Source organism: Bradyrhizobium sp. HKCCYLS3077 (assembly GCF_051167555.1).
Taxonomy (GTDB): Bacteria; Pseudomonadota; Alphaproteobacteria; order Rhizobiales; family Xanthobacteraceae; genus Bradyrhizobium.
The window spans coordinates 566,321-589,732 of record NZ_JBNPTH010000003.1 but is presented as its reverse complement, the minus strand read 5'-3'; the positions used below and the strand labels follow the sequence as shown (position 1 = coordinate 589,732).

At 65.6% G+C, this 23,412-nt stretch carries 23 protein-coding genes; 4 read left to right on the top strand and 19 right to left on the bottom strand.

What is annotated here, in order from left to right; all coding sequences use genetic code 11:
- Nucleotides 1-148 precede the first annotated feature (148 nt).
- Nucleotides 149-595, top strand: a complete 447-nt coding sequence (locus tag ACQR0Z_RS14555; RefSeq protein ID WP_434878733.1) for a hypothetical protein — start codon at nucleotides 149-151, stop codon at nucleotides 593-595.
- A gap of 146 nt (nucleotides 596-741) precedes the next feature.
- Entirely contained in the window at nucleotides 742-960 is a 219-nt protein-coding gene (locus tag ACQR0Z_RS14550) for a hypothetical protein (protein ID WP_434856926.1), read from the top strand.
- A gap of 74 nt (nucleotides 961-1,034) precedes the next feature.
- Here the strand turns inward: ACQR0Z_RS14550 and ACQR0Z_RS14545 are convergent, their stop codons facing one another.
- The 11 genes from ACQR0Z_RS14545 to ACQR0Z_RS14495 all read right to left on the bottom strand — a co-directional run bounded on the left by ACQR0Z_RS14545 (nucleotide 1,035) and on the right by ACQR0Z_RS14495 (nucleotide 11,745).
- Nucleotides 1,035-1,856 carry an aldo/keto reductase gene (locus ACQR0Z_RS14545; protein WP_434919046.1) on the bottom strand — a complete coding sequence of 274 codons (822 nt, stop codon included), beginning with the start codon at nucleotides 1,854-1,856 and terminating at the stop codon, nucleotides 1,035-1,037.
- A 191-nt stretch (nucleotides 1,857-2,047) separates the two neighbouring features.
- The gene (locus ACQR0Z_RS14540; protein WP_434919045.1) at nucleotides 2,048-2,467 is read right to left on the bottom strand and encodes a hypothetical protein; all 420 of its coding nucleotides are present in this window, start codon (nucleotides 2,465-2,467) and stop codon (nucleotides 2,048-2,050) included.
- Between the two features lie 310 nt (nucleotides 2,468-2,777).
- Nucleotides 2,778-3,659 carry an aldose 1-epimerase family protein gene (locus ACQR0Z_RS14535; protein ID WP_434919044.1) on the bottom strand — a complete coding sequence of 294 codons (882 nt, stop codon included), beginning with the start codon at nucleotides 3,657-3,659 and terminating at the stop codon, nucleotides 2,778-2,780.
- A gap of 74 nt (nucleotides 3,660-3,733) precedes the next feature.
- The gene (locus ACQR0Z_RS14530) at nucleotides 3,734-4,780 is read right to left on the bottom strand and encodes an ABC transporter permease (RefSeq protein WP_434878737.1); all 1,047 of its coding nucleotides are present in this window, start codon (nucleotides 4,778-4,780) and stop codon (nucleotides 3,734-3,736) included.
- A complete protein-coding gene (locus tag ACQR0Z_RS14525) occupies nucleotides 4,777-6,294 on the bottom strand; it encodes a sugar ABC transporter ATP-binding protein (RefSeq protein WP_434919043.1) in 1,518 nt (505 codons plus the stop codon). Before ACQR0Z_RS14525 ends, ACQR0Z_RS14530 begins: the two co-directional genes overlap by 4 nt.
- A gap of 68 nt (nucleotides 6,295-6,362) precedes the next feature.
- On the bottom strand, nucleotides 6,363-7,424 hold the full coding sequence (gene torT, locus ACQR0Z_RS14520; protein ID WP_434856932.1) for a TMAO reductase system periplasmic protein TorT: 1,062 nt from the start codon (nucleotides 7,422-7,424) through the stop codon (nucleotides 6,363-6,365).
- 64 nt (nucleotides 7,425-7,488) lie between these two features.
- Complete coding sequence (locus ACQR0Z_RS14515; protein ID WP_434919042.1) at nucleotides 7,489-8,460, bottom strand: biotin-dependent carboxyltransferase family protein; 972 nt, start codon at nucleotides 8,458-8,460, stop codon at nucleotides 7,489-7,491.
- Nucleotides 8,457-9,326: a 5-oxoprolinase subunit B family protein gene (locus tag ACQR0Z_RS14510; RefSeq protein ID WP_434919041.1), complete on the bottom strand. Its 870-nt coding sequence runs from the start codon at nucleotides 9,324-9,326 to the stop codon at nucleotides 8,457-8,459. Before ACQR0Z_RS14510 ends, ACQR0Z_RS14515 begins: the two co-directional genes overlap by 4 nt.
- Nucleotides 9,326-10,708: an acetyl-CoA carboxylase biotin carboxylase subunit gene (locus ACQR0Z_RS14505; RefSeq protein WP_434919040.1), complete on the bottom strand. Its 1,383-nt coding sequence runs from the start codon at nucleotides 10,706-10,708 to the stop codon at nucleotides 9,326-9,328. The genes ACQR0Z_RS14510 and ACQR0Z_RS14505 overlap by 1 nt, the downstream gene beginning before the upstream one ends.
- Nucleotides 10,705-10,944 (bottom strand): acetyl-CoA carboxylase, encoded by a 240-nt coding sequence (locus tag ACQR0Z_RS14500; protein ID WP_434878742.1) that lies wholly within the window; start codon nucleotides 10,942-10,944, stop codon nucleotides 10,705-10,707. The genes ACQR0Z_RS14505 and ACQR0Z_RS14500 overlap by 4 nt, the downstream gene beginning before the upstream one ends.
- Nucleotides 10,945-10,947: 3 nt before the next feature.
- Nucleotides 10,948-11,745: a 5-oxoprolinase subunit PxpA gene (locus tag ACQR0Z_RS14495; RefSeq protein WP_434878743.1), complete on the bottom strand. Its 798-nt coding sequence runs from the start codon at nucleotides 11,743-11,745 to the stop codon at nucleotides 10,948-10,950.
- Between the two features lie 288 nt (nucleotides 11,746-12,033).
- Here ACQR0Z_RS14495 and ACQR0Z_RS14490 point away from each other — a divergent pair, with 288 nt between their 5' ends.
- Nucleotides 12,034-12,939, top strand: coding sequence for a LysR family transcriptional regulator (locus ACQR0Z_RS14490; RefSeq protein WP_172180054.1), 906 nt, complete (start codon nucleotides 12,034-12,036; stop codon nucleotides 12,937-12,939).
- A 315-nt stretch (nucleotides 12,940-13,254) separates the two neighbouring features.
- Nucleotides 13,255-14,451 carry an amidohydrolase family protein gene (locus tag ACQR0Z_RS14485; protein WP_257165888.1) on the top strand — a complete coding sequence of 399 codons (1,197 nt, stop codon included), beginning with the start codon at nucleotides 13,255-13,257 and terminating at the stop codon, nucleotides 14,449-14,451.
- A gap of 479 nt (nucleotides 14,452-14,930) precedes the next feature.
- On the opposite strand, the gene ACQR0Z_RS14480 is transcribed toward ACQR0Z_RS14485, so the two are convergent.
- The 8 genes from ACQR0Z_RS14480 to ACQR0Z_RS14445 form a co-directional block, all read right to left on the bottom strand.
- On the bottom strand, nucleotides 14,931-15,446 hold the full coding sequence (locus tag ACQR0Z_RS14480) for a MarR family winged helix-turn-helix transcriptional regulator (protein ID WP_434919039.1): 516 nt from the start codon (nucleotides 15,444-15,446) through the stop codon (nucleotides 14,931-14,933).
- Nucleotides 15,447-15,459: 13 nt separating this feature from the next.
- Nucleotides 15,460-16,164, bottom strand: coding sequence for an ABC transporter ATP-binding protein (locus ACQR0Z_RS14475; RefSeq protein WP_257165890.1), 705 nt, complete (start codon nucleotides 16,162-16,164; stop codon nucleotides 15,460-15,462).
- On the bottom strand, nucleotides 16,161-16,952 hold the full coding sequence (locus ACQR0Z_RS14470) for an ABC transporter ATP-binding protein (RefSeq protein WP_434919038.1): 792 nt from the start codon (nucleotides 16,950-16,952) through the stop codon (nucleotides 16,161-16,163). The genes ACQR0Z_RS14475 and ACQR0Z_RS14470 overlap by 4 nt, the downstream gene beginning before the upstream one ends.
- Nucleotides 16,949-18,835, bottom strand: a complete 1,887-nt coding sequence (locus ACQR0Z_RS14465; RefSeq protein WP_434919037.1) for an ABC transporter permease — start codon at nucleotides 18,833-18,835, stop codon at nucleotides 16,949-16,951. The genes ACQR0Z_RS14470 and ACQR0Z_RS14465 overlap by 4 nt, the downstream gene beginning before the upstream one ends.
- A 183-nt stretch (nucleotides 18,836-19,018) precedes the next feature.
- Entirely contained in the window at nucleotides 19,019-20,221 is a 1,203-nt protein-coding gene (locus ACQR0Z_RS14460; protein WP_434919036.1) for an ABC transporter substrate-binding protein, read from the bottom strand.
- Between the two features lie 27 nt (nucleotides 20,222-20,248).
- Entirely contained in the window at nucleotides 20,249-20,833 is a 585-nt protein-coding gene (locus ACQR0Z_RS14455) for an amino acid synthesis family protein (RefSeq protein WP_434856944.1), read from the bottom strand.
- 42 nt (nucleotides 20,834-20,875) lie between these two features.
- Nucleotides 20,876-21,760 (bottom strand): UPF0280 family protein, encoded by an 885-nt coding sequence (locus ACQR0Z_RS14450; RefSeq protein ID WP_434919035.1) that lies wholly within the window; start codon nucleotides 21,758-21,760, stop codon nucleotides 20,876-20,878.
- On the bottom strand, nucleotides 21,757-23,208 hold the full coding sequence (locus ACQR0Z_RS14445; protein WP_434919034.1) for a 6-hydroxynicotinate reductase: 1,452 nt from the start codon (nucleotides 23,206-23,208) through the stop codon (nucleotides 21,757-21,759). Before ACQR0Z_RS14445 ends, ACQR0Z_RS14450 begins: the two co-directional genes overlap by 4 nt.
- Nucleotides 23,209-23,412 lie beyond the last annotated feature (204 nt).

Sequence of the window (23,412 nt, the reverse complement as noted above, 5' to 3'; positions counted from 1 at the left end):
TGTTTGTAGTTGCAGGCAGCATGCGCCTGGTCCGCGCCCCCAGCAAGGCTGACGCGCAAAAAATGAGACTTTGTGCCAATACATGTGCTGCTTTGCGTCGTTGACGCAGCGCATTAGGATGCGGCGGCAGTCATCCCTGCGAGACCGCATGTCCCAGATCGTCCGCACTCTCCTCGCGACCATCCTTGTCACGTGCTTCGCCGCCGCCGCTTCGGCGGACGAGACTGTCGACGTCGCACGCGCCTGGGGTCTGATCGGGACGTGGGCGGCCGACTGCAGCGCGCCTGCGGTCAAGGGCCGTGGCGCGATCATTTCCTACGAAGTCACGCCGGATGGCCGCTTGATCTATCGCCGCGACCACGATCCGTCCGATGTGAACGCAGTCACCAAGGCACGCATCGACCCCGATCAAACGCTGGTGCTGTTGATCATGCTGCCCAAGGCAAAGCAGACGCGAGAGAACGGAATCGTCCGGACATCCGACGGCGGCATCCGCTCGCTGTTCAATCGCGGTGAGGACAATAGCTACACCATCCGTGACGGCCGCTTCGTCGCCAACGGCAATCCGACGCCGGTTCTCGGGAGGTGCGGCTGACGCCGCTTGGCCGAAGCTTCGACCGCCGCCGGCGCCGTGGCCGCAAATCCAAATCTTAACGTGCGTTCAGCAACTTCGCCGAAGTTCCTGCGGAACGTTATCGCACACTTCAAGTTGACCTCGCGCAATTCATCCTGGAGGACAACATGAAGAAGCTCGCTCTTGCACTCGCCTCGCTGTCGGTCATTGCTCTCGCGGCGCCGTCGATCGCCAACGCCGAGACCGTGATCATCAAGCGCGGCGGCCACCATCACGGCTGGGACCGTTCGCGCGCCGAATACCGCATGCATCGCCACTATGGGCCCCGCTATGTCCGGCCCTATCACCGCCATCACGATCGCACGGTCGTCATCAAGCGCTACTGATCTGCTGCGCGGACAAGGAAATGGCCCCTCTCGGGGCCATTTTTCTGTTGATCGCAGCACATGCTCCGCCGACGTCAGCGATCCCACTCCGGCGCGAAGCCTGGATTGACGAAGCGCTTGTCCTTCGGAAGCGCCGCAATCGTCTTGCGGTCCTCGTCGTCGAGTTGAACCTTCATCGCATCCCAATTGGCCTGCTGGCTTTCCTTGCGGCCGGCCTTGGGGATGGCCGCCACGTGGTCCTGATCCAGCAGCCACTTCAGCGCCACCTGCGCGGCGCTTGCGCCGTGCTTGCGACCGATCGCGGCCAGCGTCTCGTCGGCCGCCGCGCGGCCCTGCGCCAGCGGACAATAGGCGACCAGCGGGATCGATTTGCTGGCCATGTAGGCGATCAGCTTCGACTGGTCGAGCATGACGTGATACTCGACCTGATTGCATGCCACCGGCGCCTGGATGTCCTCGACCGCCTGCCGCAGCAGCGCGACCGTGAAATTGGCCACGCCGATCGAACGGGTGCGCCCCTCCTCCTTGAGCTTCACAAGCGTCTCCAGCGCAGCCGGAAGATTCATTCCCTTGGCCGGCCAATGGATGAGGTAGAGATCGACGAAGTCCAGCCTGAGCTTCTTCAAGCTCGTGTCGAACGCACGACGAATCGCGTCCGGCGCGAGGTTCTCCGGCCAGACCTTTGTCGTGACATGCAATTCGGCGCGCGGCACGTCGGCTGCTGCCAGCGCCGCTCCGATCGCGTCCTCGTTGGCATACATCTCGGCGGTGTCGATGTGGCGATAGCCGAGCGCCAGCGCGCTCTCGACCGCCTCACGGCACACGGTGCCCTGCATGCGAAACGTGCCGAGCCCGAGCTTGGGCAGACGGATCCCCTGGGTTTCGATGACGTTCATGGACTCTCCTGGACAGCGGGCGGATCACCGGCGCGGACACCGGCGACGGCGTCGATCAAACTAGATCTTGGCGGAATGCGCTCAGTCTGCGCGCGCTGCGCTTGCGAGTTCAAGCGAACCGGCCGCCGAGCTCAATCAAGATATCGGCAGATCGGTTCCGGAGTCCGGGAGATCCTGACGGCGAGCGCCGTTCAGCGCCAGTTGCAGATGCCGCCGCTGCCGGGCTTGCACGGCCAGGTCTGAATGCGCGTATCCATCGCCTGCGCGTCGAGGGGGTTGCTGCGGCGCTGCGCGAGTTTGGCGCGCGCGGCGCCGCGCGGCCGCTCCGCCACTTTCGCCGCGTGACCTCGCCGCGTCGACGCGGCATGCGGGGTCACCGCCCCCACATCAGCCTCACCGGCCGAACGCGAGGCCAGCGCTGGGCGATCGGTCCGGGCCTCGATCGGAACGGGCTCGAAATGCGCTTCGGGGCCGAGCGGTTCAGGCGACAACACGGCCTTGGACAGATCAAGCCGCAGGAAGTCGCCGCGCTGATACGGAGTCGCGACGGCCTGGCTGGCCGTGAGCAACACGGCGCATGTGATTGTGCCGATCAAACCTCTCGTGACCATCCCCGTCCTCCGTCGTCCCGCGCGACCTCAATCGCGCGCCCCTGGTGAGAGATCCCTGTGTGTGCGGGCGATGGTCCGATGGCTCGGCGGTCCCATTCGCACATCTTGATGTTCGTTGATCGACCGTTATCAGTTCGGAGAAAAAGCTCCGGATCAGCCGGTCGTTGCGAAGATCATAGCCAAAGTTCCGTCCGCGTCTCTCATGTAGGACACACGAGCGCCATGTCCAGGCCCAAAACCGCGAGTCACGGTTACCGCTGTGCACGGCACTGGGCGCAAGCCAAATCCGTCGTATTCGACATAAGTCATACTAATCAGACGGCGCGATCCCCACGCGAAAGTGCAGCGTTTCCGCCGCCCCCGGAGCGATGTGCATCACACCGGGCTTCCTCGCGAAATCCCCATCGAACTCCATTGGACTCGCAAAGCCGCGCCAGGGCTCGATGCACAGGAACGGGGCGCCTCCGGGCTTCGACCAGATGCCGAGCTGTCGAAAATTAGCCCATGATAGTTCCAGCGAAGGTCCCTTGGTTCCGATCAAGCGAACCGAGCGACTGGCCAGTTGGTCGAGGATGATCGCATCCTCCTCGAACAGGCCTTCGTTCAATGAAAGAACGCGCCCTTCGATCGGCGATGGCTCGGGGCGGACGCGCAGCAAGCCGCCCGTCAGACGCCGGATCGGCGCCGGCTCCGGTTCGGCAAAGATCAGGCGATAGCTCTCCTTCGGTTCGCCCGGGAGCAGCGGCCAGTTGAACGCCGGATGGGCGCCGAACGAGGCCGGCAATTCCTCCGCGCCGGGGTTCGCGATGTCGACCTGCATCTCCAGCGCGTCGGCCGTGATCCGGTAGGTCAACGTCAGGCTGAAGGCGAACGGGTAGCGGTCGCGGGTGGTCTCATCATCGGTCAGTCGGAGCATGCAGGCGTCGGCGCTGCGCTCCAGCCAGATGAAGCGCAGGTCTCGGGCGAAGCCGTGCTGCGTCATGGGATAGGAGCGGCCGCGATGATGCAGTCGGTCGTCCTTCAGGCGGCCGACGATCGGAAACAGCCAGGGAGCATGGCGCGGCCAGGCGGGTCCCGCCTGCCAGAGCAGTTCCAGGCCCTCGGGCGTCTTCAGCGAGCACAGCTCGGCGCCGCCGGCCTTGATGGTGGCGGCGATGCCGCCGGCGCTGATCGTATGGAGGTCGTCGCTCATGTCGCAGCATCCGTGCCAGGAGATCCCGACGGGTGATGCCGGATTGGAGCGACGACGTCCAGAGCTTGTCCCGATCAGCGTTCGCCGACAAGCAGCCGGTAGCGGACCTGATCGAGAATGACGGCGAGCACCAGGAGCGAACCGAGCAGCACCATCTGCATGTAGGAGCCGATCTGCGCGATGTTCATGCCGTTCTGCAGCAGCACGATGAAGAAGCCGCCGAGCACGACGTTCTCGACCCGGCCGATGCCGCCATGCAGCGAGACGCCGGCGATGACGCAGGCCGCGATCGATTCCAGCGCAATGGTGCCGCCGAGATTGGTCTCGCCGGAGCCGACCCGCGCGGTCAGCAGCAGGCCCGCGACCGAGGCCAGCAGCGCGCACATGATATAGGCGATGAACAGCACCTTGGTGGTGTTGACGCCCGAGAGCCGCGCCGCCTTGACGTTGCCACCGACCGCCTGGATGTGCTTGCCGAGCCGGGTGCGGTTCATCACCAGCCAGATTGTAGTGGCGGCGACGATCGCGACCAGGACGGGAACGGGAACGTCGAACACACGGCCGAAGCCGAGGATATCGCCGAACTCGTAAGGAACGCCGGACACCGGCACGCCGCCGGTGAGAAACAGCGCGATGCCGGCGCCGACCGACTGCACGCCCAGCGTCATGATGAAGGGCGAGACGCCGAACACGGCAATGCCGAGTCCATTGATGCTGCCGATCACGAGCGCCGCCGCAAGCCCGGCGCAGCAGCCGAGCACGATCACCAGCCAGAGCAGGTCCGGCGGCAGGATGTGCGACAGGCTCACCATCGCGAGCGCCGAGACCACCGAGGTCAGCGCGATCGCGGTGCCGACCGACAGGTCGAAGCCGCCGGTGACCAGCGCCAGCATCTGGCCGAGCGAGACCAGGATGAGATAGACGGATTGCCGCGCGACATTGGTGAGGTTCTGCAGCGCCAGGAATTCCTTGGACACCAGCGAGAACGCGATCAAGGTGGCGGCCAGGAAGAACGGCAGCACGCCGACGCGCAGGAACAGCGCGCGCAGACCTTTGAGCAGCGCATTGGCGCGGCGCGGCGCGGCCGTGTCCTCGGCGATTGTCGTCGTTGGCATGCTCACGCCGAGCCCCCCGTTTCAGCAAAGAAATGTTTCAGGACGTTCTCTTCCGCGATCGCATCGCCGGACAGTTCGGCCGCGATACGGCCCTTGGCGAACACCAGCAGCCGATGCGACAGGTTCATCACCTCCGGCAGGTCGGAGGAGATCACGACGACGGCCTTGCCGGATTCGGCGATGTCCTTGATGAGCTGGTACAGCGCCATCCGCGTCCCCATGTCGACGCCGACGGTCGGCTCGTCGAAGATGTAGACGTCGCGGTCGTCACCGAAGCCCTTGCCGAACAGCACCTTCTGCTGGTTGCCGCCGGACAGTTTCGACACAGCGCGATCCATCGCGCTCTTGGCGATGCCGACCTTGTCGCCGATCGCATCCGTCAGCGCGCGGCTGCGGCGCGGCCCCACGAAACCGAGCGGACCCGCAACGTCGTCGCGGTCGAGCAGGCTCAGCTCGATGTTGCCGCGGGCGCTCGCGGTCATCTGCAGGCCCTCGCTCTTGCGGTCCGACGGCAGGAAGAACACGCCGTCCTTGAGCAGCGCGCGCGTCGAGGCGCCGGTGACGTCGCGGCCCTTCAGGGTCACCTTGCCGGCCTGCAATGGCTGCAATCCGATCGCCGCGCGCCAGATCCGCGATTTGCCGCTGCCGACGAGACCGGCGCAGCCGAGCACCTCGCCGGCACGCACCTCAAGGCTTGCGCCATGGACGCCCGCGGTGCGGATGCCCTCCAGCGTCATGACCACGGCGCCATCGGTGCGACGCGCGATCTTCGGATAGACCTGGTCGACCGCGCGCCCCGTCATCAGCTCGATCAATTCGCGCTCCGACGTGTCGCGTGCAGACACCGTGGCGATCAGCCGGCCGTCGCGCAGGATCGAGATGCGGTCGGCGATCTCTTGGAATTCCTGGATCCGGTGCGAAATATAGATGATGCCGACGCCGGAGGCGGCCGCCTTGCCGATGAAGCCGAACAGACGCTCGGTCTCGCGCTCGGTGAGCGAGGCCGTCGGCTCGTCGAGGATCAGCACGCGGGCATTGGACAGGAACGCCTTGGCGATCTCCACCATCTGCTGCTGCGCGCGCGACAGGCTGGACGCGGGACGCGTCACGTCGATGTCGAAATCGAGCTCGGCAAACAGTTTGCGCGCGCCGGCCAGCATGGCGCGGCGATCCGTCAGCGGCCCGCGCATCAGCTCGCGCCCGAGATAGAGATTCTCGAACACCGGCAAGGTGGGCACCAGCGAGAATTCCTGGAACACGGTGCCGATGCCGGCCTTGGCCGCGTCGTGCACCGAATGAAAGCTCACCTCACGCCCAGCGATGCTGATCGAGCCGGTCGTGGGCCGGAATACACCGGAGAGAATGGAGATCAAGGTCGACTTGCCGGCGCCGTTCTCGCCGAACAGCACATGCACCTCGCCGCGCTCGACCTTGAGATGGACGCCGCTGAGCGCCTTGACGCCGGGAAACTCCTTGGTGATCCCGGTCATCTCGACCAGCGGTGCAGCCACATTGCTCATCGCCTGCCCCCTGCGATGCGGCCCTGCCCCGTCAGGGAGCGAAGGCAGAGCCGCATCTTTTTCCCCGCTTAGTTGAAGACGGGTTTGAAGCCGTCCGGGGGAAGGATGTTCGCCGGCGGCACCTTGCCGATATTGGCGGAGTCGACCACGAAGATCTTCGGACCGACGTGCTTCACGTAGTCCTTGCCTTCGAGGATGCGCACGGCCTGGTCGACCGCGATGCGGCCCTGGATGACCATGGAGTCCGCCGGCGCCGCCAGGATCAGGCCGCGCTTGATGCCCTCATAGACGCCGGGCGTCATGTAGAAGGCGAGCAGGTCGACCTTGCCCTTCAGCCCGCGCTCGCGGATCAGGCCCTGCGCCGCCTCGGCGGTCACCGCCGTACCGGCGACGTAGCGGATGTTGGGCGCAGCCTGTAGCGCGTCCTCGACCAGCTTGGCCTGCACCTCCTTGCCGGTGTCGCCATATTTCGGCTCCAGCACCTTGATCGCCGAGCCCTTCACCGCGTCCATGAAGCCCTTGTTGGCGGCCTCGACCCAGCCGGCGCCGGCCGGGCCCGGGAACCAGCCGACCACGACCTCGGGCGTGCCGGCCGGATGCTTCTTGGCCAGATAGCTGCCGGTCTCCGCGCCCATCGTGTAGAACGACACCAGCGACTTGGCCGAAATATCCGGCGAGGAGATGCCGTTGACGAGGTCGATCACCGGGATCTTCTTCTTGGCGATCTCGCCGATCACCTTGTTCAAGCCATCGGCCGAGATCGCGCCGATGATGACCGCGTCAGTGCCCGAGGCGACGCAGTCCTCGATCTGCGAGATCTGCTTGTTCAGCTCGGTGTAGCCGCCGGCCTCGACCAGGTTCATCTTGACGCCGAGGCGCTTCGCCTCTTCCGCGACGCCATAGTCGACGCCGAGCCAATAGGCGTCCTTCATGTGCGGGAACGAGACGCACAGCTTCCACGGCTTGGAGGCCTTCTCCAGCGGGACATACTTGACGTCCCACGGCTTGCCGTCGGCCGCGAACGGCGGATCGATCTTCGATGCATCATAGGGAAACCAGTCGGCGGCGTGGGCGCCGCCCGACAGCACCAGCGCCGAGGACGCCAGGAGAACACGAACCAAACTCTTCATTGAACTACCCCTTTGTCATTCAGTCTTGGAAACCCGGCATCGGCCGTCCCGCACCGAAGTGCGGTCAGGCCAATGCCGCCCGGATCTTCTGCAGAAGAGCTTTGCGATCGGCGCGCGCGGCGAGCGCGCCATCCATGTCGATCTCGACGAAACGCGTCGGCATGTTCGGCTGCAATTGGCCGATCAGGTCCATGTCGGCCGAGATGACCGTGCCGACCATGAAGTAGCCGCCGCCGGAGACGGCATCGCGATGCAGGATGATCGGCTCCTTGCCGCCGGGCACCTGGATCGAGCCGTAGGGATAGCAACTGTCGACGATGTTGGAGGGATCGGAGCCCGCCCCGAACGGCTGCTCGCGCTCGACGAATTTCAGCGCCTGGCCGCCGCGGAAGCGATAGCCCATGCGATCGGCCTCGGGCGCGACCTTCCACTGGTCGGCGAAGAAGCTCTGCTGCGATTCAGGTAGGATGCGATGCCAGTACAGGCCGGGCAATACGCGCAGCTCGGCCGGATGGCCGGGCTTGCGCCGCAGCGCCTCGGGCACGCTCGCGCCGATCTTGCCGCTGCTGGCAGCACCGATCGGCAGCTCATCGCCGGCCGCAATCGCCCGCCCCTTGAAGCCGCCGAGCGCTCCGATCGGATAGGTCGAGCGGCTGCCGAGCGCGAGCGGCACGTCGATGCCGCCTGAGACGGCGATGATGATGCGCGCGCCGCTCTTCAGATAGTCAAAGCTGAGCACCTGTCCGGCCTTCACCTCGAGCGCGGTCCAGCCCGGCTGCTCGACGCCGTCGAGCTTGATCGGCATCTCGGCCCCGGTGACGGCGATGCGCGCAGGCGCGGTGAATTCCAACTGCGGGCCGATGAAGACGGCTTCCAGACAGGCTGCGCCCTCGTCATTGCCGACGAGCATGTTTGCCGCGCGTAGTGCGAGCCGATCCATCGCGCCGCCGACGGGAATGCCGAGATGGAAATAGCCGGGGCGGCCGAGGTCCTGCACGGTTGTCGACAGGCCTGGATGAAGCACCTTGATGGTCATGCCAGCGCTCCCTGAAGCTTGGCGTTGTAGCCGGTCATGTCCTTCTGGAAATCGCGGAAGTCGAAGGTGACGTCGCGAATGATGGGCGCGAAGCGGCCGGACGCGACCTCGCCCAGCGCGTGGTCGTATTCGTCCTGCTGGATCGGCTTGAACTTGACGATGTCGCCGGGGCGGAAGAACACCATGAAGTCGCGCAGGTATGAGATGCTCTGCTCGGGATCGAAGATCGGCATCGGTGTGATGCCGAACATCTGGTAGCCGCCGGCGCCGCGCACCGAGTAGATGCAGGAGAAGCAGCCGCCATGGCCGATCGTCAGCTTCGGCGTGTCGGTGCGCGGGCGCAGATACTTCGGCACCTGGAGCTGCTTGCCCCGCTCGACCATCTGATACATGAACGGCAGGCCGGCGACGAAGCCGACCATCGAGACGAACCAGGGCGAGCCGCTATGCGCCTTGATGAAGGCGTCGACATCGGCGAGGCCGCTGACGCGCGCGGCATATTCGAGGTCGGTCGCGGTCGGGTCCTGGTGGCGCTCGCGGAAGCGCATCAAGGTCTCGTGCGTCCAGGGATCCTGGTAGAACACGGGGATCTCGATGATGCGGGTCTTGATGACCGGCTCGGTCTTGGCCGCCGCGCTCTCGATGCCCTGCACCTCCTTCAGGATATCGTTCGGCTTGACCACATCGGGATCGAACTTGATCTGGAACGAGGCGTTGGCCGGGCAGATCTCCGTGACGCCCTTGATGCCGGCGTCGCGGATCGCATTGGTCATCGACAGGCTCTTGAAGAAGGCATCGAGCGACATCGCCTCGTCGCATTCGACGAAGAGATGCTCGTCACCCCCGAACGAATAGCGGGTGGTCATCAGGCGTCCTCCCTGGCGCGGGCCAGCTGCGCGAAATCGGACTCGAGCCATGGCTCGAGAAAGCGGGTATGGGTGCGTCCGTCGGCGACGCTGGCATCGCGCGCGAGCGCGGCATGCAGCGGAATGGTCGTGGGGATGCCGGTGATCACGAGACCATCGAGCGCCTCGCGCAGCCGGGCCAGGCAGTCGGCGCGGGTCTCGCCCCGCACGATCAGCTTGCCGAGCAGCGAGTCGTAGAACGGCGGCACCGCATAGCCTTCGAACAGCAAGGTATCGAAGCGGATGCCCTCGCCGTCCGGCACGGCGAGCCGCTCGATCGTGCCGGGCGCGGGCATGAAGCCCTTGTGCGGGTCCTCGGCATTGATCCGGCACTCGATCGCGTGGCCCTGGATGCGCACGTCGTCCTGCGTCACAGAGAGCTTGGCGCCGCCGGCAATCTTCAGCATCTCCTGCACCAGGTCGATGCCGGTGATCATCTCGGTGACGGGATGCTCGACCTGGATGCGGGTGTTGACCTCGATGAAGTAGAATTCGTTGGTCGCATCGTCGTAGAGATATTCGACCGTGCCGGCGCCGCTGTAGCCGACAGCGCGGCCGAGCGCGACGGCGCTGGCGCAGAGCCGCTGGCGGACGTCGTCCGGCAGCCCCACCGCAGGCGCCTCCTCCCAGACCTTCTGCCGCCGCCGCTGCAGCGAGCATTCGCGCTCATAGCAATGCACGACGTTGTCGCCGTCGCCGAGGATCTGCACCTCGACATGGCGCGCGCGCTCGATCACCTTCTCGATGTAGAGCCCGCCGTCGCCGAAGGCCGCCGCGGCTTCACTGGAGGCCTGTGGAAACTGCCGGGCGAACTCCTCGGCGTCGCCGACGATGCGGATGCCTCGCCCGCCGCCGCCGGCGGCCGCCTTGATCATCACGGGAAAGCCGATCCGCGCCGCGATCGCGATGGCCTCATCGAGATCGGTGACGCGGCCGTCGGAGCCCGGCACCGTCGGCACGCCGGCGAGCGCCGCGACCTGGCGCGCCATCACCTTGTCGCCGAGCAGCCGGATCGCCTCAGCGCTCGGGCCGACGAAGACGATGCCGGCCGCGGCCACGGCGTCGGCGAACTCGGCATTCTCGGCGAGGAAGCCGTAGCCGGGATGCACGGCGTCGATCTTGGACGCCTTGGCCGCGTTCACCACGGCCTCGATGTTCAGATAGGATTTCTTCGCCGCCGGCGGCCCGATCTCGACCGTCTCGTCGGCGAGCTGCGCCGCCAGCGACTCCTTGTCCGCGATGCTGTGCGCGAGCACGGTGCGCAGGCCCAGCGCCTTCGCCGCGCGGATGATCCGCACCGCGATCTCGCCCCGGTTGGCGATCAGGACCGAGCGCAAGGTCATGCCTCGACCTCAGCGATCACCTGACCAGCCATAACCGCATCCGCGTCATCGACCGAGAAGCGAATGTTCCTGCCGACAACGCCGGCCTTGACCTCGTGGAACGACTTCATCACTTCGACGAGGCCGATCACGTCGTCAGCAGCGACCGTATCGCCGTCGTTCTTGAACGGCGCGCTCTCCGGCGAGGGCTTGCGATAGAACACGCCAGGCAGCGGGGACTTGATCTCAGTGCTCATGGGTCAGGCTTCGCTTTGCGGTTTCTGGGGAACGATGTCGGACGGCGGCGCGATGCGGATGCCGTTGGCAATCAGCGTCTGGCGCATCGCGCTGGCGATCTCGTAGGCGCCGGGCGTATCCGAGTGGAAGCAGATCGACTCGAATTCGATGTCGATGTCGTCGCCTTCGACGGTGCGGACCTTGCCGGTCTGGCATGCGCGCAGCACCTTGTCGGCGACGCCCTGCGGATCGAGCCTCTTGCCGTGGCGGGTGAAGACGATCGAGCCGGAGCGGTCGTAGTCGCGGTCGGCATAGAACTCGCGGATGACGGGTTGCCCCGCCTCGACGGCGACGCGATAGGTCACCGAAATGTCCATGCAGAACACGAAGGAGTTCGGCGCCACCGTGCGCATCAGCTTGATGAAGGAGCGCGACAGCTGCTCGTTGGCGGCGAGCTCCATGTACAGCGCGCCGTGCGGCTTGACGTGCTGCAAGGTGCCGCCATGGCGGCGGGCGAACTCCCTGATAGCGCCGACCTGGTAGACGATGTCGTTGATCAGTTCGTCGGCCGAGCCGTCGATGCGGCGGCGGCCGAAGCCTTGCAGATCGCGATAGCCGGGATGCGCGCCGATGCCGACGCCGTGCTGGGTGGCGAGCCGCACCGTGGTGTCCATCAGATTGGGGTCGCCGGCATGGAAGCCCGCGGCGATGTTCGCCGAGCTGATCAGCTCCATCAGCTTGGCGTCCTCGGCGTCGCTCAGCCGCCAGGAGCCGAACGCTTCGCCCAGATCGCAATTGATATCGACAGTCTTCAGCGGCACGGATGCTCCCCTCACCTGGCGCCGCTCTTTCGCGCGAGATGGCGGCGGGGCGGCGGAACAGGACGTTAGGGGCACAAAGTCCCATTGAAAATTATTATTGTTGGAAACTCTTTTTCTCTTTTTTAGATTGCCGGTTGAACACGCTTTGCGCGCTGCATCCGGTCAAATAGCTGATAAAATTGACTGAATCATGCCGCCTGTTTGCGGTGCACCGTGCCCAAGGAATATTCGATTTGCTTTTTAAGATGTAAGATGGCTCCATATTCTGATCTTTGAATGGAGAATTGGGTGGCCATCAGCCTGCGCCAGATCCGCTATTTCGTCGCCACCGCCGAGCAGGGCCAGATCACCCAGGCCGCGTCGGCACTGTCGATCTCGCAATCGGCGATCACCACCTCGATCAAGGAGCTTGAGGAGATCGTCGGCGCCGAACTGTTCAACCGCTCGCCGCAGGGTATGGAGCTGACGCCGATCGGGCGGCAGTTCCTGTTTCACGCTTACGATATTCTCAACAAGGTCGAGGAAGCGACCTCGCTGCGCGTGCCGGCCGGCGACGTCGAGGGTAGCCTGACCCTCGCGGCGACCTACACCGTGATCGGCTACTTCCTTCCCAACCATCTCGAGCGGCTGAAGCGGCACTATCCGCGACTCAACATCCAGCTGTTCGAGCTCACGCGCGAGGCGATCGAGGAAGGGCTGCTGTCGAACCGCTACGACATCGCGGTGCTGCTGACGTCGAACGTACAGAATCCCGATCTCACCATGGAGACGCTGATCGGCTCGCGACGGCGGCTCTGGGTGCCATCGAAACACCGGCTGCTGCAGCGCGAATCCGTGTCGTTGCGGGACGTTGCCGACGAGCCCTACATCATGCTGACGGTCGACGAGGCCGCGCACACCTCGCTCAAATACTGGAACAAGACGGCATTCCAACCGAACGTCGTGCTGCGGACGTCCTCGGTGGAAGCCGTGCGCTCGATGGTCGCCAACGGCCAGGGCGTCGCCATCCTCTCCGACATGGTGCTGCGTCCGTGGTCGCTGGAGGGCCGCCGGATCGAGACCATCGTGCTCAGCGATCCCGTCCCGGCGATGGATGTCGGCCTCGCCTGGCGGCGGAACATCGAGTTCACGCCGGCCATGGAGGTGTTCCGCTCCTATTTCCGCCAGGCGTTTTATATTCCGACGTTGCGCTAGATGCGGCGGTCGAGGCTGTCATTCCGGGGCAATCGTGAACGCGGCCACGCGTTGGCGATTGAACCCGGAATCTCGAAATTGTTGAAAGAAGCGCCAGAGAAGATCGAGATTCCGGGTTCAAGGCCTTGCGGCCTTGCCCCGGAATGACGGCGGGTGTGGCGCGGTCGAACTGTGCAATCCGCGCCGAATCTTCGTGCAAGTCCGCCGCTTGCCGGCCTCGATCATTCGTGTACGAATGACCAAAACCGGCTTGATGCTGCGCCGCGTGCAGGCGCAAACTGCCGCAAAACGCTTCGCCAGGAGAAGGACATCCCGATGGCCCATGACGCGCCGCAAGCAACCGGTCCCAGCAAGCTGGTGATCCGCAACATCGGCCTGATGCTGTCGGGCGCGCTGGAACGGCCGATCCTGGACGCCGACACCATCGTCGCCGAGAACGGCAAGATCACCGCGATCGGCCGCTACAAGGACGTCGACACCTCCGGCGCGACCACCATCGTGGATGCCCACGGCACGACGGTCGCGCCGGGCCTCATCGACAGCCACGTTCATCCCGTCGCCGGCGACTGGACGCCGCGGCAGAACCAGAGCAACTGGATCGACTCCTATCTGCATGGCGGCGTCACCACGATGATCTCCGCGGGTGAGGTGCACATGCCCGGCCGCCCGCGCGACGTCGTCGGTCTGAAGGCGATGGCGATCTTCGCGCAGCGCGCATTCTGGACTCTCCGCCCCGGCGGCGTGAAGGTGCATGCCGGCGCGCCGGTGATCGAATGCGAGATGGTCGAGGACGACTTCAAGGAGCTCGCCGCCGCCGGCGTCAAGCTGCTCGGCGAGGTCGGCCTCGGCGGCGTCAAGGACGGCCCGACCGCGCGCAAGATGGTCGGCTGGGCGCGCAAATACGGCATCCAGAGCACGATCCACACCGGCGGCCCGTCGATCCCCGGCTCCGGCCTGATCGACAAGGATGTCGTGCTGGAAGCCGGCACCGACGTCATCGGGCACATCAATGGCGGCCACACGGCCCTGCCCGACGATCAGATCCGCTGCATCTGCGAGGGCTGCAAGGCCGGCCTCGAGCTGGTGCACAACGGCAACGAGCGCTCGGCGCTGTTCACCCTGCGCACCGCGCGCGAGATGAACGAGCTCAACCGCGTCATCCTCGGCACCGACGCGCCCGCCGGCTCCGGCGTGCAGCCGCTCGGCATCCTGCGCATGGTGTCGCTGCTGTCCTCGCTCGGCGACATCCCGGCCGAGATCGCGTTCTGCTTCGCCACCGGCAACACCGCGCGGATGCGCGAGCTCGATTGCGGTTTGATCGAAGTGGGCCGCTCCGCGGACTTCGTCATCATGGACAAGGCGCAACATTCGCCGGCCAACACCCTGCTCGACAGCGTCCAGCTCGGCGACCTCCCGGGCATCGGCATGACCATCATCGACGGCATCGTCCGCACCCAGCGCAGCCGCAACACGCCGCCGGCCACGAAGATCCCGGAGATCGTGGCGAAGTAAGTCGACTCTCGCTCCGCCGTCATTGAGGGCGCAGCGGTGAGTGTGCCCAGCTCGCTCGACACGAGCGGTGTCGTCCCGGCCTTGAGCCGGGATCCATACTCCGCGGCGGTCGTGTGGGCGCGATGCCAACGACGCGCCTGCCCCAAGCTACACTCTGTGGCTCTGGGTCCCGGCTCAAGGCCGGGACGACGGCAGAGTTTGCCGCTCCTGCATACGCAAACTCGAATCATGTGAGTGCGCGAAACCATCGCCCCACCGTCATTGCGAGCGCAGCGAAGCAATCCAGAGTCGAGCATGATGCCCTGGATTGCTTCGCTGCGCTCGCAATGACGCGGTGAGTCTGGTTGCTACCGCGAACCAGAACCGTAGGGTGGGCAAAGCGGCGCCGTCAGGCGCGCGTGCCCACCTTGGCAGAGGTGGTCTTGATAAGAATGGTGGGCACGCTTCGCTTTGCCCCCCTACGAGATTTGCGCGTTGGACTACCGCAGCCGGCTCAGCAGCGACAGCAACGTCTCGCGCTCCTTCGCATCCAGCGGCGCGAGCGTTTCCTTGGAAATCGCAAGCGCCAGCGGCGCGGTCTTCTCCGCGAGTTGCTGGCCCGCACGGGTCAGGCTCACCAGCAGCCGGCGGCCGTCCTGCGGATCGGCACTGGTTTCCGTCAATCCCCGCGCGGTCAGCCGGTCGATCACGCCCTTGATGGTCGCGACATCCATCGCCGTGAGTCGCCCGAGCTGGTTCTGCGAGCACGGCCCGGTCTCGACCAGCTTCGACAGCGCCGCCCATTGCGTCGGCGTCAGGTTGCTGCCGATGTCGCGGGCGAAGATCATGGTGTGGCGCTGCCAGACCTGACGCAGGATGAAGCCGATCTGGTCGTCCAGCACGTAGGTCGACTTCGCCGGCTTCGCGGCGGTCTTCACGGCAGCTTTCGCCGCCGGCTTTGGCGCAGCCTTGGCCGCAGTCTTTGTCGATCGCTTCAGCGTGGCGCTCTTGGCCATCTCTTTCCTCGCCTCAGATCGACAGATGCGCGTCGCGAATATCGGGCCGGGCGTCGAGCTCGGCCATGGTGCCGGCAAAGCAGATGCGGCCGCGCTCGATGATGTAGGCACGATCCGAGATCAGTTTTGCAAAATGCAGGTTCTGCTCGGACACCACCAGCGACACGCCTTCCTTCTTCATCGTCAGGATGGCGTCGACCATCTGCTCGACGATCTTCGGCGACAGGCCTTCCGAGGGCTCGTCGAGCAGGACCAGCGACGGATTGCCCATCAGGGTGCGGGCGATGGTCAGCATCTGCTGCTCGCCGCCGCTCATGCGCCCGCCCGGCCGGTTCTTCATCTCGCCGAGATTCGGAAACAGCTTATACAGCTTCTCCCGTGTCCATTGCGGCGCGCCCGGCCGCGGCTTCTGCCGGCCGACCTCGAGATTCTCTTCCACCGTCAGGTCCGTGAAGATGCGCCGCTCTTCCGGCACGTAACCGAGACCGGCACGGACGATCTCATGCGTCGGCGCGGTCGAGATGTCCTTGCCTTCGAACATGATCTGCCCGTCGCGCAGCGCGACGAGGCCGACGATCGAGCGGAAGGTCGTCGACTTGCCGGCGCCGTTACGGCCGAGCAAGGCCACCACCTCGCCCTCGCCGACCTCCAGCCCGATGTCGAACAGGATATGCGCGGGGCCGTAATGGCTGTTGAGATTGGAAACGGACAGCTTCATGCCGAGGCTCCTTCGCGATGCCGGGCATCGTACAACAGGCCTTCGCCGAGATAGATCGCCTGCACCTCGCGATTGGCGCGCACCTCGGCGGGCGAGCCCTGCGCGATCAGGCTGCCGCGGTTGAGCACGAGGATGCGATCGGCATGCTCGAACACGACGTCCATGTCGTGCTCCGTGAACAGCACGCCGATCGACTGCTCTCGTGCGATTTTTGCGGTGAGCCGCATCAGCTCGACACGTTCGCGCGGCGCCATGCCGGCGGTCGGCTCGTCCATCAGCAACAGCTTCGGCTGGTTGGCGAGCGCGATCGCCAGCTCCAGCCGCTTGAGGTCGCCATAAGCGAGCTCGCCGCAAGGACGCTCGGCATAGCCGGTCATGCCGACGAGATCGAGCAGGCGATCGGCCTCGCCGCGCTCGATACCGATCATCGGCGACCAGAAATCGAACAGGCGGCGATGATGCGAGACCAACGCGACCTGGATGTTCTCGCGCACGGTCATGGTCGGATAGGTCGCGGTGATCTGGAAGGTGCGCCCCACACCCAGGCGCCAGACCTCGCGCGGCTTGCGCCCCGTCGTCTCCTGCCCCATCACGGTGATGCGGCCGCTGTCCGGCACGTTCTGGCCGTTGAGCATGTCGAAGCAGGTGCTTTTGCCCGCGCCGTTCGGGCCGATCAGCGCCAGGATCTCGCCGGCCTGCAGCATAAACGATACGTTGCGCACGGCGTGAATGCCGCCATAGGATTTCGACAGGCCCTCGACCGAGAGCAAGGACACACCGAGACTCATTGCGCGCCCTCCATCTTGGCTGCGAGCGCGCTCGGCTTGGACGTCGCCGCACGCCGCCGATGCATGACGCTCTCGACCACGCCGACGATGCCCTTCGGGAAGACGACCACGATCAGCACGATGAAGATGCCGAGCACGAGCTTCGACCAGTCGGTCTGGCTGACCAGCCAGATGTTGAGCGCCTTGTAGACGATGGCGCCGAAGATCGCGCCGGGCACCGTCTCGACGCCGCCAAGCAGCACCATGACCAGCGCGTCCACCGACAGGGAGATGCCCATGTTGTCCGGGAAGACGCTGCCCTTGAGATAGGCGAACAGCGCGCCGCCGATGCCGGCCGTGGTGCCGGCGATGATGAAGGCCGTCCACTGGATGCGCTTGCCGTTGATGCCGATGGACTCGCTGCGCAGCGGCGAGTCGCGCATGCCGCGCAGGGCGTAGCCGAACGGCGAGAAGGTGATGAGGCGCAGCACGCTGACGACAAATGCGGAGACGCCGAGCGCAAGCCAATAGAAGTGCGACGGCGAGGCCGCCCATTTCTCCGGCCACAGGCCGAGGATGCCGTTGTCGCCGCCGGTCACCGCCACCCATTGGAAGGCGATCGACCAGACGATCTGTGCAAAGGCGAGCGTCAGCATCGCGAAGTAGACACCGGAGAGCTGCACGGCGAAGGCGCCGAACACGGCCGCGCCCGCCGCGCCCAACAAAGGTCCGAGCAACAGGCAGGCGATCATCGGCAGTCCCGCCATCTTGGCGAGGAACGCCACACCATAAGCGCCGAGGCCGAAATAGGCGGCGTGGCCGAACGAGGCGAGGCCGCCGACGGCCATCAGGAAATGCAGCGAGGCCGCGAAGATCACGAAGATCGCGATCTCCGAGCCGACGGTCAGCGCGTAGTTGCCGGCAATGAACGGCAGCATCGCGGCAAATGCCAGCGCGACCAGAGAGGCAAGACGCTCGACGGAGCTCAGCGGACGCCAAGGGATGACGGTGAGGCCCGGCGTGCGGCGCGCCGGCGCCTCCTTCCTGCCGAAAAGGCCCCAGGGCCGCACGACCAGCACCACCGCCATCACCAGGAACACCAGGATCAGCGAGATCGTCGGGAAGATGAGGATGCCGAACGCGTTGAGCTCGGATACCAGCACCGCCGCGACGAAAGCGCCCAAAATGCTGCCGAGACCGCCGATCACGACGACGACGAACACCTCGACGATGATGCGCAGGTCCATCGCGTGATGCACGGCATCGCGCGGGATCTGCAGCGCGCCGCCGAGCGCGGCGAGGAAGACGCCGACGGCGAACACCGAGGTGAACAGCCATTTTTGGTTGACGCCGAGCGCCGCGACCATGTCGCGGTCCTGCGTCGCCGCACGCACAAGGATGCCCCAGCGGGTGCGCTGGAACAGCAGCCACAGCGCACCGAGCACGATCGGGCCGAGCACGATCAGGAACAGGTCGTAGCTCGGAATGTTCTGGCCGAAGAAATCGACCGCGCCCTTGAAGCCGGGAGCACGGCGGCCGACCAGGTCATCGGGTCCCCAGATCAGCACCACGAGATCCTCGACCATCAGGGTCAGTCCGAAGGTGCCGAGCAGTTGGAACAGCTCCGGCGCGTGATAGATCCGGCGCAGCAGCACGATCTCGACCAGGACGCCGATGACGGCGACCGCAAGCGCCGCGACCACGATCCCGCCCCAGAAGCCGAGCGGGCCGGACAGCCGCTCGGTGAGCGAGAAGGCCACGTAGGCGCCGAGCATGTAGAACGCGCCATGCGCGAAATTCACGATGCGGGTGACGCCGAAGATGATCGACAGTCCCGATGCCACCAGAAACAGCGAAGCCGCGCTGGCAAGGCCGGTCAGGAACTGGACGAAATAGAAGGCCATGGGCGGTCCGCGTGAGGGAGATCGTCTGGATCGAATGAGCCGCGTGGAAGCTCGCGTGATGAGCCGCAAGCGTGGGGTGAGGGTCTCGGCCTGAACCTGTAGATCAGGCGTCGTATGCCCTCACCCCGCCCGCTCTCCTCCGCGGGAGGAGGAGGCAGGAAGACGTGGAGACGACGGCGTGGCTCAGTCCTTCGGACGGAGCTTGGCGACTTCCGCGTCGCTCGGGAGATAGTCCGAGCCCTTGCGGTAGACGCTGTCGACCATGATGCCCTTGCCGTCCTTCAGCGCGGTCTTGCCGACGAAAGCGCCGAGCGTCGACTGGTGGTCGTTCTTGCGGAACGTGATCTCGCCGAACGGCGACGGCACGGAGAGCCCTTCGGCTGCCGCAATCAGCTTGTCGGCATCGGTCGAGCCGGCCTTGGCGAGAATGGCGGCCGCCGACTTGATGGTCTGATAGCCGACGATCGAGCCGAGACGCGGATAGTCGTTGTACTTGGCCTGATAGGCCTTCAGGAACGTGTCATGCTCGGGCGTCTTGATCGAGTACCAGGGATAGCCGGTGACGATCCAGCCCTCCGGCGTCTCATCCTTGAGTGGATCGAGATATTCCGGCTCGCCGGTCAGGAAGCTGACGACCTTGCGGTCCTTGAACAGGCCGCGGGTGTTGCCTTCGCGGACCAGCTTCACGAGATCGGCGCCGAAGGTGACGTTGAGGATCGCTTCGGGATTGGCGGCGGCGACGGCCTGCACGACAGGACCGGCGTCGATCTTGCCCTGCGGCGGCCACTGCTCGTCGACCCACTGGATATCAGGCCGCTTCTCCGAGAGCAGCTTCTTGAACACGGCCACGGCCGACTGGCCATATTCGTAGTTCGGCGCGATCGTCGCCCAGCGCTTGGCAGGCAGCTTGGCGGCTTCCTCGACCAGCATCGCCGCCTGCATGTAGTTCGACGGGCGCAGGCGGAAGGTGTATTTGTTGCCCTTCGACCAGGTGATGGCGTCGGTCAGCGGCTCAGCCGCCAGGAAGAACACCTTCTTCTGGTTGGCGAAGTCGCTGACGGCGAGGCCGATGTTCGACAGGAAGGTGCCCGCGAGCATCGCGACGTTCTCGCTGGACACCAGCTCGTTGGCCGCGGTCTGCGCATCCGCCGGCTTGCCGCTGTCGTCCTTGGAGACGACGACGAGCTTCTTGCCGTTGATGCCGCCGGCAGCATTGACCTCCTCGACCGCGAGCTGCCAGCCCTTGCGATAGGGCTCGGTGAACGCCGGCAGCAGCGAGTAGCTGTTGATCTCGCCGATCTTGATGACGTCCTCGGCACGCGCCGTGCCCGTCAGTCCCGCGACGGCAAGGCCCAGGCCTGCCGCAAGCATCGTTCTCCGTCGCATCCCTTCAGCCTCCAATGTTAGATTGTATTACCGTAGACCATCGTCGCCCTTGATCTCGGCGACCGTGAGCCCGCCGACACGCGGCAGCGGACGCCCGCTGTCGGTGACGGCGAGCGCGACCATGATCTCGTTGGCGCGTGGCGCATCGTTGATCTGCACCTCCATGCCGTCGAAATGACTGCGCACGAAGGCCGCGTCCTTGTGCCCGAGCGGAATGTCGAGCGTGCAGCCGACGCCGCCGCGCTTCTTGGAAGACGGGATCAGGGCCGCGCCCTTGCCGAGCACCTTGCGCACCGGCGCGCCCATCTTCGGATGCAGGATCGCCGCCGCATGCTCCAGCTCGCCGTCGCTGCCGACGGCCGCGGCCTTGCCGTAGCTGTGCGCTGCTGGTCCCTCAATGCCGAGTGCTGCGACCGCGCGCTTCGCCAACATCTCGCCGAGCTCCTCGCCGATCGCGATCAGCGGCGAGAGATCCTCGACATAGCGGCCGGCGAACGGATTTTCGATCACGGCGATCGCCGCGGCGCGCCGCGTCGGCGGCGAGACGGCCTTGCCCATCTCCTGATGGACTTCCTCGACCACGGTCACGATCTTGCGGATGACGGCGCTCATCGTCGGCATTTCCTCATGTTCCAGTCCATCACGGATCAAACCTCACGCCGCCGCCGCCTGCAACCGCGACGCATGGATGATCTCGATCGAACGCGGGCCGACGACGCGGATGGCCCCTTCGAGCTGGAGCACGGCGCCTTCGATCAGGCCGGCCGCCAGCAGGGTTTGCGCGGATCGCTCGCCCGATGCCAGCGCCGTCGCGACATCAGCATCGCTCAAGTCACCCACGTCACGTGTGACGAGCCGGTGACCGAGATCGCTGTCCGGCTGCAGCTCGCAGGCGGGACGGCGGACAATGGCGGGATGTCCGGGCAGATCGACCGCGTTGGCGATGACGGTGGCTGCCGCGTCGGCCTGCGCGGCGGTCCTCGCCAACACCGTGACCGCATCGGCGATGCCGAGCGAGAAACTGCGGCCGTGGCGGCCGGATGTGGCAACGCCCCGGATTCCGTCGTTCGCGCGCAGCGTCATCCGGCGCATGGTTCCGGCGTTGTCCGGCCGATCCATCAGCCCGACGCCGAACGTTGCGGCATCCCGCAGGTGCAGCGCGATGTCGCCGCCATTGTTGACATAGGCGCGCGTCAGTTTCGCCGCGCTCAGCATGGCGCCGAGAACTTCCTCCGCCACGGCACCGGCGACAGCCGCCATCGGCGTGATGAACATCTCTGCCGCGAACGGCGTCACCGCCGCATGCATGCGACGGGCAACGACACCAGTCAGCGAGCAGTCCAGATCGGCGGCCTTGCGCAATTCGGGCAGCTCCGCGCAGAGCTCATCGAGCAGCCCCGTGAAGCGCTTCGCAGCAGCCTGGTAGGCGGCGCGGATTTCGGCCTCCGCGCCATCGGCGCCGATGATCAGGTCGATCGGCCCGTCCTGCAGATGCAGCCGCCGGTCCGGCAACAGCGCGATCTGGGGCTGGCGGCTCATGCGCCCTGCCCCGGCCACGGCAGTTGGCGGATATCCTTGCTGACATCCTTCAGCGACGCCAGCGGCTGCACATAGTCCATGTGGCCGCCGAGCGCTTCATAGTCCGACAGCTTCATCGTGAACTCGATCGGCGCCACCAGCGCGGGCGTCGGCACGTAGCCGAAGGCGCCGGCCGGCATCTGCGTCACGTCGACCATGTAGGTGATGCCGCCGCCCGGCCAGACATAGACCGGCGCGCCGCCCGAGGTGACGCGCGTCAGCGCATCCTTGACCGAGCGCGTCAGCCGCACCGGATTGTCGGTGACACCCGCACGCAGCGAGCCGCCGGCGCCGGCCATGAAGAGCACCGTGCACAGCGCCGGCTCGCAATTCTCCTGAATGCGCCCGACCGAGAATTGCAGTTCCGGCGGCATGTCACGCTGCACCGGCTTCAAGTCGTCGTCGAGCACGTAGTAGCCGGCATGCTCGCCGGTCGTCGACACCATCAGCAGCGTCGTGCCGGGCTTCGCCGTCTTCGGATCGAAGGGGCCGAGAATCGACAGCGGATCGGAAATATCCGTGCCGCCCCAGCCGGTGCCGGGCTGCGCGACCTGGAAGTATCGGCCCGGCGTCGAACGCCGGCCCTTCATCTTGATGCCCGTGGAGGGGATATCGAGCAGTTTGCCAGCCTGGTGCTCCGACAGCACGCCGGTGATGTGATCGTCGACCACGACGACCTCGTCGACCTTGCCCTGCCACTGCTTGGCGAACATGCCGATCGTCGCCGAGCCGCAGCCGACGCGCATGCGCTCTTCCTTGACGCCGTTGACGACAGGCGGCTGCCCCGCCTGCACGATCACGCTGGCGCCGCCATCGATGGTCAGCTCGACCGCCTTACGGTTGCTGAGGTCCATCAGCGCGTCGCAGGTGACGCGCCCCTCCTTCTTCGAACCGCCGGTGAGATGATGCACGCCGCCGAGCGACAGCATCTGCGAGCCGTATTCGCTGGTGGTGACGTGCCCGACCGCCTCACCGTCGACACGCACCGTCGCGGCCTCCGGCCCGAGATAACGGTCGGTGTCGATCTTCACCTTGACGCCGCAATAGCTGAAGATGCCCTCGGTCACCACGGTGACCATGTCGACGCCCTCGACCTGAGACGAGACGATGAACGGCGCCGGCTTGTAGTCGGGATAGGTCGTGCCGGCACCGATCGCGGTGACGAACAGCTCGGGCTGATGCACGATCTTGCCGTCCCAGTCGCCGCTGGCCTGGAACGGCACCAGCTTGCCGCCATGCGACACCGTGCGCTCCAGCAAAATATGCGGATCGACGCGCACCAGCACACCGTCCTGATTGGCGTAGCGGTCGCATGCCCCGGCCGCGCCCGGCTTGATGTAGCACATCACCGGGCAGGCATCGCAGCGGATCTTGTCCCCTGCAGCGTCGCTCGCCGTCTCAGTCACCATGCGGAGAAGCCCATCTTGAAGCAGAGGCGGCATAACGCCGCCCGCCACGGCAATTCGTTCGTACACGAATGATGTCGCGCACCTCCGGCGACTGTCAAGCGCCACCGTGCCCGAAAAGCGGGTTTGCCGGATAATCGATCAGTTTGCCCTGCACAATGACGACAAATCGTGCATACGCTGCACCGCGAAACGCGGTACTTGCAT

Excerpts from the sequence above, each read along its gene's own strand:
- ACQR0Z_RS14510 (WP_434919041.1), bottom strand. The coding sequence starts at position 9,326 with ATGACCACCCGCTATTCGTTCGGGGGTGACGAGCATCTCTTCGTCGAA.
- ACQR0Z_RS14460 (WP_434919036.1), bottom strand. The coding sequence starts at position 20,221 with ATGCGACGGAGAACGATGCTTGCGGCAGGCCTGGGCCTTGCCGTCGCG.
- ACQR0Z_RS14505 (WP_434919040.1), bottom strand. The coding sequence starts at position 10,708 with ATGACCTTGCGCTCGGTCCTGATCGCCAACCGGGGCGAGATCGCGGTG.
- ACQR0Z_RS14515 (WP_434919042.1), bottom strand. The coding sequence starts at position 8,460 with ATGACCATCAAGGTGCTTCATCCAGGCCTGTCGACAACCGTGCAGGAC.
- ACQR0Z_RS14540 (WP_434919045.1), bottom strand. The coding sequence starts at position 2,467 with ATGGTCACGAGAGGTTTGATCGGCACAATCACATGCGCCGTGTTGCTC.
- ACQR0Z_RS14535 (WP_434919044.1), bottom strand. The coding sequence starts at position 3,659 with ATGAGCGACGACCTCCATACGATCAGCGCCGGCGGCATCGCCGCCACC.
- ACQR0Z_RS14465 (WP_434919037.1), bottom strand. The coding sequence starts at position 18,835 with ATGGCCTTCTATTTCGTCCAGTTCCTGACCGGCCTTGCCAGCGCGGCT.
- ACQR0Z_RS14470 (WP_434919038.1), bottom strand. The coding sequence starts at position 16,952 with ATGAGTCTCGGTGTGTCCTTGCTCTCGGTCGAGGGCCTGTCGAAATCC.
- ACQR0Z_RS14475 (WP_257165890.1), bottom strand. The coding sequence starts at position 16,164 with ATGAAGCTGTCCGTTTCCAATCTCAACAGCCATTACGGCCCCGCGCAT.
- ACQR0Z_RS14500 (WP_434878742.1), bottom strand. The coding sequence starts at position 10,944 with ATGAGCACTGAGATCAAGTCCCCGCTGCCTGGCGTGTTCTATCGCAAG.
- ACQR0Z_RS14480 (WP_434919039.1), bottom strand. The coding sequence starts at position 15,446 with ATGGCCAAGAGCGCCACGCTGAAGCGATCGACAAAGACTGCGGCCAAG.
- torT (WP_434856932.1), bottom strand. The coding sequence starts at position 7,424 with ATGAAGAGTTTGGTTCGTGTTCTCCTGGCGTCCTCGGCGCTGGTGCTG.
- ACQR0Z_RS14455 (WP_434856944.1), bottom strand. The coding sequence starts at position 20,833 with ATGAGCGCCGTCATCCGCAAGATCGTGACCGTGGTCGAGGAAGTCCAT.
- ACQR0Z_RS14545 (WP_434919046.1), bottom strand. The coding sequence starts at position 1,856 with ATGAACGTCATCGAAACCCAGGGGATCCGTCTGCCCAAGCTCGGGCTC.
- ACQR0Z_RS14525 (WP_434919043.1), bottom strand. The coding sequence starts at position 6,294 with ATGAGCAATGTGGCTGCACCGCTGGTCGAGATGACCGGGATCACCAAG.
- ACQR0Z_RS14550 (WP_434856926.1), top strand. The coding sequence starts at position 742 with ATGAAGAAGCTCGCTCTTGCACTCGCCTCGCTGTCGGTCATTGCTCTC.
- ACQR0Z_RS14555 (WP_434878733.1), top strand. The coding sequence starts at position 149 with ATGTCCCAGATCGTCCGCACTCTCCTCGCGACCATCCTTGTCACGTGC.
- ACQR0Z_RS14450 (WP_434919035.1), bottom strand. The coding sequence starts at position 21,760 with ATGAGCCGCCAGCCCCAGATCGCGCTGTTGCCGGACCGGCGGCTGCAT.
- ACQR0Z_RS14485 (WP_257165888.1), top strand. The coding sequence starts at position 13,255 with ATGGCCCATGACGCGCCGCAAGCAACCGGTCCCAGCAAGCTGGTGATC.
- ACQR0Z_RS14445 (WP_434919034.1), bottom strand. The coding sequence starts at position 23,208 with ATGGTGACTGAGACGGCGAGCGACGCTGCAGGGGACAAGATCCGCTGC.